Source organism: Salmonella sp. 32031103-2018-00083-FB-01-SM-01 (assembly GCF_017571995.1).
GTDB lineage: Bacteria > Pseudomonadota > Gammaproteobacteria > Enterobacterales > Enterobacteriaceae > Salmonella > Salmonella enterica.
Genome location: NZ_JAGEQL010000001.1, coordinates 389,134 through 404,528, shown reverse-complemented (window position 1 = coordinate 404,528; position 15,395 = coordinate 389,134). Strand labels below are relative to the sequence as shown.

Sequence of the window (15,395 nt, the reverse complement as noted above, 5' to 3'; positions counted from 1 at the left end):
TTTTCGCGAGGGCAGCAAAATGAAAGAATATAAGATCTTATTAGTAGACGATCATGAAATCATCATTAACGGCATTATGAATGCCTTACTACCCTGGCCTCATTTTAAAATTGTAGAACATGTTAAAAATGGTCTTGAGGTTTATAATGCCTGTTGCGCATACGAGCCTGACATACTTATCCTTGATCTTAGTTTACCTGGCATCAATGGCCTGGATATCATTCCCCAATTACATCAGCGTTGGCCAGCAATGAATATTCTGGTTTACACAGCATACCAACAAGAGTATATGACCATTAAAACTTTAGCCGCAGGTGCTAATGGCTATGTTTTAAAAAGCAGTAGTCAGCAAGTTCTGTTAGCGGCATTGCAAACAGTAGCAGTAAACAAGCGTTACATTGACCCGACGTTGAATCGGGAAGCTATCCTGGCTGAATTAAACGCTGACACGACCAATCATCAACTGCTTACTTTGCGCGAACGTCAGGTTCTTAAACTTATTGACGAGGGGTATACCAATCATGGGATCAGCGAAAAGCTACATATCAGTATAAAAACCGTCGAAACACACCGGATGAATATGATGAGAAAGCTACAGGTTCATAAAGTGACAGAGTTACTTAACTGCGCCCGAAGAATGAGGTTAATAGAGTATTAACCAGGGGCATCCGATGGTATTAAGCATTGGTCATATTTTGATGAGCCTTACGCCACGCAGTATTGCTCATCATCGACAAAATCCATACGGATGCCCTGGTATGCCGCACCATTTATCACTACCTTAGTCTTCATTTAATCATGATATAGTAGAATCCCCTTATTTAACGGGCTTTACCATGTCGTATTCTATCGGCGAATTTGCCAGACTATGCGGTATCAATGCCGCCACGCTAAGGGCATGGCAGCGACGCTATGGTTTATTGAAACCGCAGCGTACTGATGGCGGACATCGCTTATACAGCGATGACGATATTCGACAAGCGCTTAGCATCCTCGACTGGGTGAGAAAAGGCGTACCGATAAGCCAGGTCAAACCCTTACTGTCGCGTCCGGTCATTCGCCTGGGCGATAACTGGATAACGATCCAGGAGACGATGCTTCAACATCTCCACGAAGGGCGAATTGACGCGCTGCGGCAGTTGATTTATGACTGTGGCCGGGAATATCCCCGCGCAGAACTGGTGACCCATTTATTGCGTCCGTTGCGCAGCAAAGTGTCCGCGCATCTTCCCGCCGTGATGACGCTGCGCGAAATACTGGATGGCATCATTATTGCCTACACCTCTTTTTGCCTTGAAAGCGACAGAAAAGCGCCTGGCAACAATGCCTTTATTAGCGGATGGCATCTCTCGGATCACTGTGAAATCTGGCTGGAAGCGTTGACTCGTACCGGACAAGAGCTGCGGCTCAATGTGCTTCCCTCTCCACCAGCCATGCTGGCGCCCGAGCTGTTCGCCCAGAGAAAATGGTTCCTGGTGACCACCGGAAAGCTCACTGCCGGGCAGAAAAAACAGCTTGCCCAGTGGCGCAACGTGGTCGCTTCGCTGGAGGTTATCACACTATAAGCGCTGAAATAGATTTCTTCCCCTCATTCTATCTTATTGATATTTAACTACATCAAAAAAATCTCCGCGAAAACTTAGACAAAAAAACAAAGTTGTGTAAGTTTTAAATCAGCATGAGATAACATTTTGCGCCATTGGCGTCAGTCGTCGTACTTTCAATAAGGGGGAATCATGAATAACAAACCCGTAGTCGGCATTAGCGGATGTCTGACTGGCGCCGCGGTACGCTTTGATGGCGGACATAAGCGTATGGATTTCGTCATGAACTCTCTGGCACCGTGGGTGGCCTACAAACCGATCTGCCCGGAGGTGGCGATCGGCCTGCCCGTGCCCCGCCCTGCGCTGCGTCTTATCCAGACGACCTGTGGCGACATTCGGATGCGCTATAGCCATGCCCCGCACGATGACGTTACCGAGCGAATGAATGCCTTTGCCGATCGGTTTCTGCCAACAATAGGCGAACTGGCGGGGTTTATTGTGTGTGCAAAATCGCCCAGTTGCGGAATGGAGCGCGTTCGCCTGTATGATGAAAAGGGTAACAGGGGCCGCAAAGCTGGCACGGGGCTGTTTACCGCCGCGATGATGGACAAATATCCCTGGCTGCCGATAGAGGAAGATGGTCGCCTGCACGATCCGGTACTACGCGAAAATTTCATCGCACGTATTTTCGCGCTACATGAATTAAATGCGCTACGCGCGCAGGGCTTGTGTCGTCACAGTTTGCTCGCGTTTCATAGCCGATACAAACTTCAGCTTCTCGCCCACCACCAGGCCGGCTACCGCGAAATTGGCCCTTTCGTCGCGCGTCTGCATGAGTGGGACGATCTGGATGCCTTCTTTGTCCGATACAGAGAAAAACTGATGGCTATCCTGCGACACCCCGCTTCACGTAAAAATCACACCAATGTGCTGATGCATATCCAAGGCTATTTTCACCGCGCGTTGAACAGCAGGCAACGCGCGGAATTACGCGAGGTGATTCTCGGCTACCGGGCGGGCCGACTACCTATCCTGGCACCGTTAACGCTGCTGAAGCACTATCTGGCGGAACATCCGGATGACTATCTACGCAGCCAGAATTATTTTGAGCCGTACCCTGATACATTAGGGCTGCGCTTAGCCATCAACTGATAACCCTGCGCATCGCTAACGGCGGGCAACCTGCCCGCCATGGTGACAATAGCGACAATTCAAAGGCGATTTCGTTATTGCCAACAGACTGTTTCCACCCTGATAGCGGCTATGACCGCGCCAGAGCGTTAATCACGGTTTCCATAGCCTGTTTTTCTAACGCGCTACGTTGGATGCGTTGATTCGCCAGCGCGGTTCTTAGCACGCCCGCAATAACAATATATTTAGGCTCCTGCCCCAAATCGCGCATTTCCAGCACGACCTTGCCCACCACCCGGCACATCTCGCGGTACAGCTCGTCATCTTTTGTCGGTTTTGTCATACGTTTTACTCGTCGCCAGATCAAACCAACAGAATATAACAGTCTTCTCTATTAAACAAAATTTGATGCAAATCAAAGAAATAACGCAGTTTATTATTCATGGTTCATACGTTGTTCGTATTCTGGTCTCTGGCGAGGCCATTTTTTCGAAACGCCTAATCAGTTCCGCCAGGCTACCGGCCTGCATTTTTTCCATGACTCTGGCGCGGTGCACCTCTACGGTACGCACCGCGATATTCATCGCTTCCGCAATTTCACGGTTCATAAATCCTTTTGCCACCAGGCTGGCCAGCTCACGCTCTTTCGGCGTCAACTGCTGGTAACAAAGTATAATCTCACGGCGCGCCACCGCTGCCGATGAAACCGTCAGCGCACGCTCCAGCGCCGCCTGTAGCGGTCTTACCGATACCGGTTTTTGCAGAAAATCGACGGCACCGCGTTTCATCTGCTCCACGGCCATCGGTACATCGCCATGCCCGGTAAGAAAAACAACCGCCAGGGTACTTCCGCACTGGCGCAACGCATCATGAACGCCCTGCCCATCCAGTACCGGCATTCGCATATCCAGTAATACGACTCCGACCTGATACAGACTGGCCTGCGCCAAAAAATCCGCCCCCTGCGTCCAGCATTTTACGTCATATCCCAGACTTTCCAGTAAAAACGCGCACGCGTTAGTGACCGCCGTATCATCATCCAGTAGATGAATTGTCGCCATCCCTGCCCCCATGTTCATGTAAGAAATGTATCGTGACCACCGTTCCCGACAGACCATCCGGCGCGGTCTGGTTCCTGATGCTGATATCGCCCCGCCCATACCGCACCAGCCGCTGGCAAATCGCCAGCCCTAAGCCCATCCCCTCTTTGCGGGTGGTCATAAACGGCTGAAACGCCTGACGTAATAGCGCCTCGTCGATTCCCCCGGCGTTATCCTGTAAAACGATACTGATGCCGTTTTCAGTACGTTCAGCAACGACCCATAAATGGGTGGCGCCCGCCTGAGCCGCATTAAGAATGATATTCGCCAGCACCTGTTCCAGCAGCATTGATGGCAGCGTTACGCGCAGCGCAGCGCTAACCTCGGTATGCAGAGTCACTGTCGGAAACTGTTGCGCCATACGCAACAATTGCCAGACATGATCAATCGCCTCGCGAATGGCTATGGCCTTCCACGCTTCGGTTAGCACCGGGTTGCCCTGCGCCTGGCTAACCCAGTGACGCAGGTTACGCAGAGTATCCGCACCGCGTTGCGCCTGCTGGTCAATCTGCTCCAGCGCCGGCAGCAAGGGATGCTGTTCATCTGCAACGCGCAGTCGAATCAGGCACCCCTGGGCATAATGTCGAATCGCGGAAAGCGGCTGATTAAGCTCATGGGCAAACCCGGAGGTCATTTCACCCAACACGCTCATTTGCCGGGCGGTTTCCAGCGCCCGCTCATGCTGATGAAGGACTACGCTATTACGTTCCAGTTGCTTTCCACGTCGACGCACCAGCAGCATGACCCAAATATAATTGAGCGTGAGCAACAGGAACGCCAGAATCACGCCGCCGACCATTAGCTGGTGCTGGATTAACCAACTTTTGACATCCAGCCACAGTCGACGCTGCTGAGGGTGCTGACGAACATCGCGCAGCAACGCTTCCACCTGACTGGTGGACGCAGGCGCGCCCCAGTGAAATGGCGCGGCGGCGGGCGCGTTGAATAGCGCTCGCGTTACGCGATCCGCCAACGCATCGCTTACCGCAGGTAGCGCCGCGAACGACCAGTCAGGATATAACGGCGTACTGGTTAAGCAAGGTAGGGGCGTCGGTCGGGAAAGCAGCGCGATAAAGTCCTTTTTATTAATCAATCCTTCCTGATCCATATTTTCTAACAGGCACACTGGCACAATTGCCGCCTGCACCGCTTTTTCGCGCAGCATATAGACTAAGGCATCGCCAGGAAATCCGGTAAAACGAAGATGAAAATCGCGCTCCGGGCGTAAGCCCGCGTCGCTGAGCGCTTTATAGCCTAATAAATAGCCGCCAAACGCCTGAGCATCAATCGCGCCGACTGTCTTACCGATGAGATCATGCGCCGTGGTGATGCCGCTATCGCGCCGGGTCAAAATCACGCTGCCAATAACATTACTCACCGCTTTCCCATCGCGCGTGGAGCGCAGGGAAGCTAACCAGCGGAGCGGCGCATGGCTGTTCAGTTGGACAAATTGCGCCGGGTTGGTTATCACAAACTGCACGGTTCCCTGGTTAACGGCCTCCTGCATTTGATGCAGATCCAGCGGCTGGATGTGAAAGGTTTCGCCTGGAAGCTGTTGGCTTAATGTCTTTGCCAACGGTTGCCAGTGGCTACGCGTAGACGCCTCGCCGCGCATGGCCAAAACACCGATATTCCACGTCCCTGCCCACGCGCCATGACAAAGTAGCCCTACTGCCGCCAACACCGCCAGGCGCCTTACGGTTTTACCTCTCACCCCAATATCCCTGTCAATTATGTTGTTTTAGATCAACAACAAGCCGGGTATGTGGTTAACCACAATAGAGCGCACCCCGTCTCGATTTTTACACTGTAAATCATCAACATTTTTTATTCATTACACATGAACCAACATCGTGACAAATGTTTCATTGTTGGCAATGTGGACGGGAGTCAATATGGACAGCAGTAAACGGCAATTTCTCCAGCAGCTCGGCGTCCTGACCGCTGGCGCCTCGCTGGTTCCGCTGGCTGAAGCGAAATTTCCTTTTTCGCCGGAGCGGCATGAAGGCTCTCCCCGACACCGTTACGCCATGCTTATCGACCTGCGGCGTTGTATCGGCTGTCAGTCCTGTACCGTAAGTTGCACTATTGAAAACCAAACGCCGCAGGGCGCGTTTCGTACGACGGTGAACCAATACCAGGTCCAGCGTGAAGGTAGTCAGGAAGTCACGAATGTGCTGTTGCCGCGTCTGTGCAACCATTGCGATAACCCCCCCTGTGTGCCGGTCTGCCCGGTACAAGCCACCTTTCAGCGGGAAGACGGCATTGTGGTGGTGGATAACAAACGCTGCGTCGGCTGCGCCTATTGTGTCCAGGCGTGTCCTTACGACGCCCGATTTATCAATCATGAAACGCAAACTGCCGATAAATGCACGTTTTGCGTCCATCGTCTGGAAGCCGGACTGTTACCCGCTTGCGTAGAGTCCTGCGTCGGCGGCGCGCGTATTATTGGCGATATCAAAGATCCCCATAGCCGCATCGCCACCATGCTTCATCAACATCGCGACGCTATCAAGGTATTAAAGCCGGAAAACGGCACGTTGCCCCATGTTTTCTACCTGGGTCTGGACGACGCCTTTGTCACCCCATTAATGGGCCGTGCGCAGCCCGCGCTTTGGCAGGAGGTCTGAATGACGCATTCACTCATCATTGAAGAAGTGCTGGCTCACCCGCAGGACATTAGCTGGCTGCCGTGGGCGGTACAATATTTCTTTTTTATTGGCATTGCCGCCTGCGCCGCACTGTTTGCCTGTTATCTTCACTGGCGGAAAAAAGACGCCGCAACAGAAGAAAATCGGGCATTACTGATTGCCATTACCTGTGCGATTACCGCACCGCTGGCGCTGACGGCGGATCTGCACCAGACCGCCCGCGTCTGGCATTTCTATGCCTGGCCGACGCCCTGGTCGTGGATGCCCTGGGGAGCGTTGTTCCTGCCGCTGTTTACCGGATTTCTCGCTCTGTGGTTCCTGGCGCAGCAAATAAAACGATTATTCAATAAAAGTTACAACGTCACTAAATGGTTGGCGTTAGCCAGCGCGCTTTGCGCGGTGGGCCTGTTGATTTATACCGGCCGCGAAGTCTCCGTTGTGCTGGCGCGCCCAATCTGGTTTAGCTACGCCTTCCCCGTGGCGATGTTTCTTAGCGCCTTACAGGCGTTCTTCGCGCTGATGATTGTCGCCGCCCGACGCGACTCGGTAAGGCTGCCAAAAATATTGTGGGGACAACTCTGGACGCTGGCGGCGCTGGGGCTGGTCGTGGCCATGTGGGTCAGCGGCGATACGCTTTCCGGCACGGCAATCCGTCAGTGGATTTCCGTCGCCCTGTCAGCCAAATATTACGCTGTCGGCTGGCTAGCGCTGTGGGTATTCACGCTGCTGTTCTGTAGCCTGGCGCTACGTCATCCGTTATCGCAGCTAAGACGCGTTCTGCTGGCTCTGAGCGCGCTGGCGCTATGTTGGCTGATACGCTGGACATTGTTGATTCAGGTACAAACCGTACCCAAGTTCAACGCGCAATTTAACCCTTACTCGTTACCAGGCGGAACGGATGGCTGGCTGGCTATTCTCGGCACCTTCGGCCTGTGGATAGCGCTACTGATTATTATTCGTGAAACGCTGAACGGACTCACCAGGAGATTACAACATGGCTAATTTAACCCGTCGTCAGTGGCTAAAAGTCGGTCTCGCCGTCGGTGGGATGGTCACTTTTGGTCTGAGCTACCGTGATGTGGCGAAACGCGCAATTGATGGCCTGTTAAACGGGACATCCGGCAAGGTAACGCGCGACCGCATCTTTGGCAATGCGTTAATTCCGGAGGCGCAGGCGCAAACGCACTGGCAGCAAAATCCACAACAAACCATCGCCATGACGCAATGCTTCGGCTGTTGGACACAGTGCGGTATCCGCGCCCGGGTTAATGCCGATGGCAAAGTGATACGCATCGCCGGCAATCCCTATCACCCCTTGTCGCAGGAACACCCGATTGACTCGTCCGTCCCTTTTAGCGAAGCCATGGAGCAACTGGCGGGAGAAAGCGGTCTTGACGCCCGCTCAACCGCCTGCGCGCGCGGCGCCACGCTGCTGGAAAGCCTGTACAGTCCGCTGCGACTGCTTGAACCAATGAAACGCGTGGGTAAACGCGGCGAAGGGAAATGGCAGCGCATCAGCTTTGAGCAGCTTATTGAAGAAGTCGTGGAAGGCGGCGATCTGTTTGGCGAAGGTCATGTGGACGGACTGCGCGCTATTCATGCGCCGGATACGCCAATTGACGCAAAGCATCCCAGTTTCGGGCCCAAAACCAATCAGTTACTGGTCACGAATACCAGCGACGAAGGCCGCGATGCGTTTCTGCGTCGTTTTGCGCTAAATAGCTTCGGCAGCAAGAATTTCGGCGCGCATGGCGCCTACTGTGGACTAGCTTACCGGGCCGGCTCCGGGGCGCTGATGGGCGATCTGGATAAAAACCCGCATGTCAAACCCGACTGGGAAAACGTGGAGTTTGCGCTCTTTATGGGCACCTCCCCGGCACAGTCCGGCAATCCGTTTAAACGCCAGGCGCGTCAGTTGGCGAGCGCCCGGCTGCGTGAGAATTTTCAATACGTCGTGGTCGCCCCTGCCCTGCCCTTATCAACGGTGCTCGCCGATCCTCGCGGTCGCTGGCAACCGGTTATGCCCGGCAGCGATTCGGCGCTGGCAATGGGGATGATCCGCTGGATCATGGATAATCAACGTTATAATGCTGATTATCTGGCGATTCCCGGCGTACAAGCGATGCAGCAGGCCGGCGAGCAAAGTTGGACCAACGCCACGCACCTGGTCATTGCGGATGAACTGCCGACGCTTGCCGGACAACACCTGACGCTGCGCCATCTTACGCCCGATGGCGAAGAGACCCCCGTCGTGCTGAATACCGACGGCGAGTTGGTCGATGCGTCCACTTGCCGACAGGCACGGCTTTTCGTGACGCAGTACGTTACGCTCGCCGACGGCCAACGGGTCACGGTGAAGAGCGGGTTGCAACGCCTGAAAGAGGCGGCAGAAAAGCTCTCGTTGGCGCAATACAGCGAACAGTGCGGCGTGCCGGAAGCGCAAATTATCGCGCTGGCGGAAACCTTTACCGGTCACGGACGTAAAGCCGCGGTCATCAGTCACGGCGGCATGATGGCCGGCAATGGGTTTTATAACGCCTGGTCGGTCATGATGCTTAACGCGCTGATCGGCAACCTCAGCTTGTCCGGCGGCGTCTTTGTCGGCGGCGGCAAATTCAACGGCGTTAGCGACGGCCCCCGCTACAACATGAACAGTTTTGCCGGAAAAGTGAAACCGTCCGGGTTAAGTATTGCCCGTAGCAAAACCGCTTATGAAGCATCGGAAGAATACCGCGACAAAATTGCCGGCGGGCAATCCCCTTATCCAGCCAAAGCGCCGTGGTATCCCTTTGTGGCAGGCCAGCTTACCGAACTGTTGACCTCCGCACTCGAAGGCTATCCTTATCCGCTTAAAGCCTGGATTTCCAATATGAGCAACCCGTTTTACGGTGTTCCCGGTCTACGCGCCGTGGCGGAAGAAAAGCTAAAAGACCCTCGCCGATTGCCGCTCTTTATCGCGATTGACGCCTTTATGAATGAAACGACGGCGCTGGCGGATTACATTGTGCCGGATACGCACAATTTTGAGAGCTGGGGCTTTACGGCACCCTGGGGCGGCGTAGCCAGTAAAGCCACTACCGCCCGCTGGCCGGTTGTCGCCCCCGCCACTCGCCGAACGGCGGACGGGCAACCTGTCTCAATGGAAGCATTTTGTATTGCGGTAGCAAAACGGCTCCATCTGCCCGGCTTCGGCGACCGGGCGATAACCGATCCGCAGGGCAATGCTTTTCCACTGAACCGGGCGGAAGATTTCTATCTGCGCGTAGCCGCTAATATCGCCTTTATGGGCAAGACGCCGGTCGCGCCGGCAAATCAGGAAGATATTTCGCTTACCGGCGTCAGCCGCATTCTGCCAGCAATTCAGCACACGCTTAAAGCTGATGAGGTCGATCGCGTGGCGTTTATCTACTCGCGTGGCGGCCGGTTTGCGCCCGAGGATAGCGGCTATACGGAGCAACGGTTAGGTAACGCGTGGAAAAAACCCTTACAGATCTGGAATGCAGATGTCGCCGCCCACCGTCACGCCATCACCGGGGAGCGTTTCAGCGGTTGCCCGGTCTGGTATCCGGCGCGTTTGTCAGATGGTCGTGCGATTGACGACCAGTTTCCCATTGGACAGTGGCCGCTGAAACTGATTTCATTTAAATCAAACACCATGTCCAGCTCAACAGCCGTCATCCCGCGCTTACACCATGTGAAGCCAGCAAACCTGGTGGCGCTGAATCCGCAAGACGGCGAGCGTTATGGACTGCAACATGGCGATCGGGTACGGATCATTACGCCGGGCGGTCAGGTCGTGGCGCAAATCAGTTTGTTAAATGGCGTGATGCCAGGCGTCATCGCCATCGAACACGGATATGGTCACCGCGAGATGGGCGCAACGCAGCACTCTCTGGATGGCGTGCCTATGCCGTATGATCCACAAATCAGGGCAGGCATAAATCTTAACGATCTGGGCTTTGCCGATCCGACAAGAACCATTACCAACACCTGGCTCGACTGGGTTTCTGGCGCGGCGGTACGTCAGGGGCTACCGGCAAAAATCGAGCGTATATAACCCCAGGGCCGGAGAGCGATATCGTCTTATTTCGTCGAGGGTAGCGACTGATAAGCGAACGCTGTCCGGCTGCATATACTCACTGAATCGTGCAAGCCCAACTATTTTACGTTCACCCCGTCATATTACATAGAAAATATATGACAACACTCACAAAACTATTTTCCCCTTCTGTAAGCAATTAATATTTAACACATTGGCTGCGCTTCTGATTATTGACATTCATTTGGGGTTACTTCCGGTTGACCGCATAATCTGTGATTGAATTCACCGCATGACAACATTGCCATAAATACAATTCAACTCACTACCCGGAGGCAATATGTTTAAAGAAGAAAGACGTCATGCCATCATTAATTTACTGATAAAGGATAATAGTGTTAGCGTCAGTAAACTTTCAGACCTTTATAAGGTTAGCCAGGAGACTATTCGTTCCGATCTACGCTATTTCCAGAAATCAGGTATGCTTCAGCGTTGCTATGGCGGAGGGATTTTAAACCGTGACGCGCTGAGTAAGCTTATCACTGAAAATAAGATTGATATCTCCAGCACTATCGCCACGCCAATCCATCAGGATGCAAAACTGCGCCGGGAAAACACAAAAAAAGCAGGCAAGGTGTGTGTTTTAGGCTCATTCAATATTGATGTTTCAGCAACCGTGCCGTGGTTTCCACAAAGCGGAGAATCCATTCTGGCCAGTCAATTTGGATTCTATCCTGGCGGTAAAGGAGCCAACCAGGCTTTAGCGGCAAACAATGCCGGCGCTGCGGCGCATTTTATTTTTAAAGTGGGCAAAGATCAGTTCAGCGCATTTGCTATGAATCATATTATTCAATCAGGCATCACCTCATACAGCGCGTATCAAACAGATAAAGCGCCCACCGGTAGCGCATTGATCTATGTCTCCGCCGTAGATGGCGATAATATTATCGCCATCTACCCTGGCGCCAATATGATGCTCACCACGCAAGAGATTAACGAGCAACACCGTTATATCGCCGAGTCTGACGTTATGTTAATGCAGCTCGAAACGAACATTGAAGCGTTGACTGAATTTATTCGCCTGGGCAAACAAGAAAATAAAATGATCATGCTGAATCCTGCCCCCTATACGAAACAGGTGACGCATTTATTATCTGATATTGACATCATCACGCCGAATGAAACTGAAGCATCTTTTTTATCCGGCGTAACCATTACTGATATTAATGATGCGAAAAAAGCCGGAAATATTATTCTGCAATCCGGGGTGAAAAAAGTCATCATTACCCTTGGCGCCCGTGGTTTTCTGCTCTGTGAGCACGCCCGCACGTTGTATATTCCTGCGTGGAGCGCCGTGGTAAAAGATGCCGCCGGGGCCGGTGACGCTTTTAATGGCGCCTTAGCCGCCGCGCTGGCGCGACAAGCAGACATGGTCGCAGCCATTCAATATGCCTCCGCTTTCGCTTCTCTGGCGGTGGAACAAGTCGGTGCGTCGAGTATGCCTCAGCACTTGCAGGTTTTACATCGAATGCGTACCCAATCTAATAAAGTCATTAACATGAATTAACAGGTGACATAATGAAAATTTTATTTATTGGCGAATCCTGGCACATTCATATGATTCACTCTAAAGGTTTTGATAGCTTTACATCGAGCAAATATGAAGAAGGCGCAGACTATTTATTATCCTGCTTACGCCAGGGTAATATCGATGTGGACTACATGCCTGCCCATATTGTGCAAACTCGTTTTCCACAAACCGCCGAAGCATTAGCCTGCTATGATGCGATCGTCATCAGTGATATCGGTAGCAATACGTTCCTGCTACAAAACAGAACGTTTTATAATATGGATATTATTCCTGATGCATTACAACTTATCGCGGATTATGTTGCTGAGGGCGGCGGTCTGTTGATGATCGGCGGGTATTTATCCTTTACGGGAATAGAAGCAAAAGCCAATTATAAAAATACGATTCTGGCGGAGGTATTGCCGGTTGATATGCTGGATGTAGATGACCGCGTAGAACTACCGCAAGGATGTAAAGCAGTAAATACTGCGGTAGAGCATGTTATTACCCAGCCATTTAGCGAATGGCCGCCGCTGTTGGGCTATAACAAGCTTATCGCCAAAGAAAATAGTCAGGTCCTTGCTGAAATTAATGGCGATCCACTGTTAGTTATGGGTACTTACCATAAAGGGAAAGTATGTTGCTTTGCCAGTGATTGTTCGCCGCACTGGGGAAGCCCGCAGTTTCTGCAATGGGAACATTACGCCACCTTCTGGTGTAATGTTTTACACACAATAAAAAAATAATATTATCCAGGCGAATATAAATTTCGCCTGCCCTGCCACACACTGAGTCATTAAGAATATGAATGATACTTATCTCTATGGCGAAATGTTTTCTGAAAACATATTGACAAGCTATCGGATTTATGGAGACAGAAAATCATTACTCACGCCGCTCATTATCCTTCACGGCGGCCCTTCTGGCGGCTTTGATTATTTATTAAATTATCGCCGTCTGGCTGATGACGGGCGCATGGTAATATTTTACGATCAATATGGCTGCGGTCGTTCAACGCATTTTCCTCATGCCGACGCGTCTTTCTGGACTATTGCGCGTTATCTCCGTCAATTAACCCAATTAATTCATCACCTGGGTATTGGGCACGGGTATTCGATACTGGGACATTCCTGGGGCGGAATGCTTGCCGCAGAGCACGCCTGCTTACAGCCTGCCGGGCTTCGCGGGACGATACTGGCCAGTTCGCCGGCCAGTATCGCCCTGTGGCAACAGGAAGGCATACGGCTCTTTAACGCTCTGACGCCAATGTCCGATGACGATATCAAAAACGTCATTATGCCCGCCGTCATTTATCAAAACCCACCGGAACAGCTGGTCGCTTATTATGCCAGGCACGTTTATACCCTCGCGGAAGAAGCCGTTCATGTTCAGCGATCTAATGCGCAGTTCGCCGCCGACCCTACGGGTTATCACATTTTATGGGGAACCAATGAACTGGCGGCAAATGGCAAACTTGCCGACTGGGATATTACGCCCCATTTGTGTCAGATACGCTGTCCTGTTCTGGTACTGCGCGGCGAAAACGATCAGGCAACCGAGCGCGTCGTCTCTCCGCTGCTCTCTCACATTTCAGACTGCCGCGCGGTCACTATTCCTGGCAGCAGCCATAACCCGCATGAAGAAAATATCGCGCCCTGCCTCGCAGCGGTAAGCGCGTTTTTACGCGATCTGGCATAAAAAGCCATTAAGGTATTTATCATGAAAAAAGTCAAAAAATTGTCTCTTACCGATTTAGTGCTTTATGGTCTGGTGTTTATGGTGCCTATCGCACCAGTCTCTCTTTATGGCGTCGTTTATAATCTTTCGCACGGTATGGTTGCGCTGGTTTATATTATTGGCGCTATCGCGATGTTTTTTACCGCGTACAGCTACTCTACCTTATCGCAGCATATCTCCTCGTCGGGTTCGGCCTATGCGTATGCTGGCGTATGCATTAATCCCGCCGTAGGGTTTCTGACCGGATGGATATTACTGTTGGATTATCTTTTGTTCCCTACGCTCGTGGCAGTGCTGGGCGGCGTCGCGGTCCACGCTATTTTACCGCAAATCCCGGTCTGGGTCTGGCCGTTGATTTATGTGGCTATTGGCACCGGAGTCAACTATCTCGGGATACAGCAAACGGCGAAATTTGATAAGTTACTGGTCTTCATTCAACTCGGTATTCTGGCGATTTTCGTTCTGCTCATTGTCCGTCTGTTGATGCTGAACAGTAGTCAGATAACGCTTTCCTTCCGGCCTTTTTTCGATTCACAGTGGTTCACCCCAGGGCTCATCGCGACGGCGATTTCGGTGGCTGCGCTGAATTTTCTCGGCTTTGACGCTATCAGTACATTAAGTGAAGAAAGCGAAGGCGGGGGGCGCGCCGTCAGTAAAGCAACGCTGTTGGCGTTAGTTTTGGCGACAGTACTGTTTATTATCGTTGTGGCGTTTGCGGCGTTCGCCACCGGTAACGTCGACCGCTTCGCGGAAGGTAATGCGACGAATGAAGCATTTTTCACCATTGCCGGCAACGTTGGCGGTATCTGGCTCAAAGTGGCGTTTTCCATCATTGTGGCGTTTGTGTGCGCCGTCGGCAACATTATTACCGCGCAAACGGCGGTGTCCAGAGTGCTATTTTCAATGGGGCGCGACCGAATGTTGCCCGCCTTCCTCGCTCACGTCCACACCACGCGTAAAACGCCGGATTATGCCATTCTGTTTACCGGCGGCGTCACCCTGCTGCTCAGCTACCTGTTTTCCGGCAAGATTGAATCTATCTCCACGCTGGTGAACTTTGGCGCGCTTTTCGCTTTTTTTGTCGTGAACCTGTGTGTGTTTATTCTGTTCAATTTCCGGATGAAAGCCCAGCGGCGCATTTTCGCCCATGTCATTTCGCCGATCATGGGGATGATCGTCATCGGCTACGTCTGTTTAAACATGAACATTCACGCTCTGATACTCGGAATTAGCTGGGCGGCGATCGGGATAGCGATTCTGTGCTATCGAAAAGCACACAACCAAAACATCGCCATCGACCTGGAAGGCAAAAAGTTGCTCGATTGACATTATGCGCAACAACACCCGCTGTTGCGCAACGCCGCCCCTGTTCGGGCGGCGTCATCGCCAGCGACATCGTAAACAGCGTAATAACAAACCGTTGTGGATCTGCACAGATGTCTTTTGAAACAGGGTTTTCATTTTCCTTTTTTGTAAATTTCAGCGTATAATGCGCGCCAATTGTCTCTTGAATGGTTTCAGCGCATTGGACTGTAAAACTCAACGACTAAAATTATCCCCTTCCCGTTGGGCTGAAACGCGAGCACACATTCCTCTGCACGCTCTTTCGATGTCACCTATCCT

13 protein-coding genes are annotated in these 15,395 nt (G+C 52.1%); 10 read left to right on the top strand and 3 right to left on the bottom strand.

Annotation, left to right across the window (positions count from 1 at the left end; all coding sequences use genetic code 11):
- Window positions 1-19: 19 nt before the first annotated feature.
- The 3 genes from J4614_RS01960 to mlrB all read left to right on the top strand — a co-directional run bounded on the left by J4614_RS01960 (window position 20) and on the right by mlrB (window position 2,696).
- On the top strand, window positions 20-658 hold the full coding sequence (locus J4614_RS01960; RefSeq protein WP_000666335.1) for a two component system response regulator: 639 nt from the start codon (window positions 20-22) through the stop codon (window positions 656-658).
- Window positions 659-836: 178 nt separating this feature from the next.
- Window positions 837-1,565: a MerR family transcriptional regulator gene (locus J4614_RS01955; protein WP_001527807.1), complete on the top strand. Its 729-nt coding sequence runs from the start codon at window positions 837-839 to the stop codon at window positions 1,563-1,565.
- A 171-nt stretch (window positions 1,566-1,736) separates the two neighbouring features.
- On the top strand, window positions 1,737-2,696 hold the full coding sequence (gene mlrB / locus J4614_RS01950) for a transcriptional regulator MlrB (protein ID WP_111769307.1): 960 nt from the start codon (window positions 1,737-1,739) through the stop codon (window positions 2,694-2,696).
- 109 nt (window positions 2,697-2,805) lie between these two features.
- On the opposite strand, the gene fumD is transcribed toward mlrB, so the two are convergent.
- From fumD to ttrS, 3 genes are all read right to left on the bottom strand, one after another.
- On the bottom strand, window positions 2,806-3,018 hold the full coding sequence (fumD, locus tag J4614_RS01945) for a fumarate hydratase FumD (RefSeq protein ID WP_000165779.1): 213 nt from the start codon (window positions 3,016-3,018) through the stop codon (window positions 2,806-2,808).
- 97 nt (window positions 3,019-3,115) lie between these two features.
- Window positions 3,116-3,736: a tetrathionate respiration response regulator TtrR gene (ttrR, locus tag J4614_RS01940; RefSeq protein WP_000190933.1), complete on the bottom strand. Its 621-nt coding sequence runs from the start codon at window positions 3,734-3,736 to the stop codon at window positions 3,116-3,118.
- On the bottom strand, window positions 3,711-5,489 hold the full coding sequence (ttrS, locus tag J4614_RS01935; protein ID WP_001214424.1) for a tetrathionate respiration histidine kinase TtrS: 1,779 nt from the start codon (window positions 5,487-5,489) through the stop codon (window positions 3,711-3,713). The genes ttrR and ttrS overlap by 26 nt, the downstream gene beginning before the upstream one ends.
- A gap of 181 nt (window positions 5,490-5,670) precedes the next feature.
- Between ttrS and ttrB the strand changes: the two genes are divergently transcribed.
- The 7 genes from ttrB (at window position 5,671) to J4614_RS01900 (ending at window position 15,098) form a co-directional block, all read left to right on the top strand.
- A complete protein-coding gene (gene ttrB / locus J4614_RS01930; RefSeq protein WP_001667155.1) occupies window positions 5,671-6,405 on the top strand; it encodes a tetrathionate reductase subunit TtrB in 735 nt (244 codons plus the stop codon).
- The gene (ttrC, locus tag J4614_RS01925; RefSeq protein WP_000149762.1) at window positions 6,406-7,428 is read left to right on the top strand and encodes a tetrathionate reductase subunit TtrC; all 1,023 of its coding nucleotides are present in this window, start codon (window positions 6,406-6,408) and stop codon (window positions 7,426-7,428) included.
- Window positions 7,421-10,483, top strand: coding sequence for a tetrathionate reductase subunit TtrA (gene ttrA / locus J4614_RS01920; protein ID WP_000002373.1), 3,063 nt, complete (start codon window positions 7,421-7,423; stop codon window positions 10,481-10,483). Before ttrC ends, ttrA begins: the two co-directional genes overlap by 8 nt.
- A 322-nt stretch (window positions 10,484-10,805) precedes the next feature.
- Window positions 10,806-12,032 carry a PfkB family carbohydrate kinase gene (locus J4614_RS01915; RefSeq protein WP_208293040.1) on the top strand — a complete coding sequence of 409 codons (1,227 nt, stop codon included), beginning with the start codon at window positions 10,806-10,808 and terminating at the stop codon, window positions 12,030-12,032.
- Between the two features lie 11 nt (window positions 12,033-12,043).
- Entirely contained in the window at window positions 12,044-12,781 is a 738-nt protein-coding gene (locus J4614_RS01910) for a glutamine amidotransferase (protein ID WP_000697182.1), read from the top strand.
- Window positions 12,782-12,839: 58 nt separating this feature from the next.
- Complete coding sequence (locus J4614_RS01905; RefSeq protein ID WP_001000511.1) at window positions 12,840-13,733, top strand: proline iminopeptidase-family hydrolase; 894 nt, start codon at window positions 12,840-12,842, stop codon at window positions 13,731-13,733.
- 21 nt (window positions 13,734-13,754) lie between these two features.
- A complete protein-coding gene (locus tag J4614_RS01900; protein WP_000756084.1) occupies window positions 13,755-15,098 on the top strand; it encodes an APC family permease in 1,344 nt (447 codons plus the stop codon).
- The last annotated feature ends 297 nt before the right edge of the window (window positions 15,099-15,395 follow it).

Coding starts and splice junctions, on each gene's coding strand:
- fumD (WP_000165779.1), bottom strand. CDS start 3,018: ATGACAAAACCGACAAAAGATGACGAGCTGTACCGCGAGATGTGCCGG.
- J4614_RS01905 (WP_001000511.1), top strand. CDS start 12,840: ATGAATGATACTTATCTCTATGGCGAAATGTTTTCTGAAAACATATTG.
- J4614_RS01960 (WP_000666335.1), top strand. CDS start 20: ATGAAAGAATATAAGATCTTATTAGTAGACGATCATGAAATCATCATT.
- J4614_RS01900 (WP_000756084.1), top strand. CDS start 13,755: ATGAAAAAAGTCAAAAAATTGTCTCTTACCGATTTAGTGCTTTATGGT.
- ttrA (WP_000002373.1), top strand. CDS start 7,421: ATGGCTAATTTAACCCGTCGTCAGTGGCTAAAAGTCGGTCTCGCCGTC.
- mlrB (WP_111769307.1), top strand. CDS start 1,737: ATGAATAACAAACCCGTAGTCGGCATTAGCGGATGTCTGACTGGCGCC.
- J4614_RS01910 (WP_000697182.1), top strand. CDS start 12,044: ATGAAAATTTTATTTATTGGCGAATCCTGGCACATTCATATGATTCAC.
- ttrR (WP_000190933.1), bottom strand. CDS start 3,736: ATGGCGACAATTCATCTACTGGATGATGATACGGCGGTCACTAACGCG.
- ttrB (WP_001667155.1), top strand. CDS start 5,671: ATGGACAGCAGTAAACGGCAATTTCTCCAGCAGCTCGGCGTCCTGACC.
- ttrC (WP_000149762.1), top strand. CDS start 6,406: ATGACGCATTCACTCATCATTGAAGAAGTGCTGGCTCACCCGCAGGAC.
- J4614_RS01915 (WP_208293040.1), top strand. CDS start 10,806: ATGTTTAAAGAAGAAAGACGTCATGCCATCATTAATTTACTGATAAAG.
- J4614_RS01955 (WP_001527807.1), top strand. CDS start 837: ATGTCGTATTCTATCGGCGAATTTGCCAGACTATGCGGTATCAATGCC.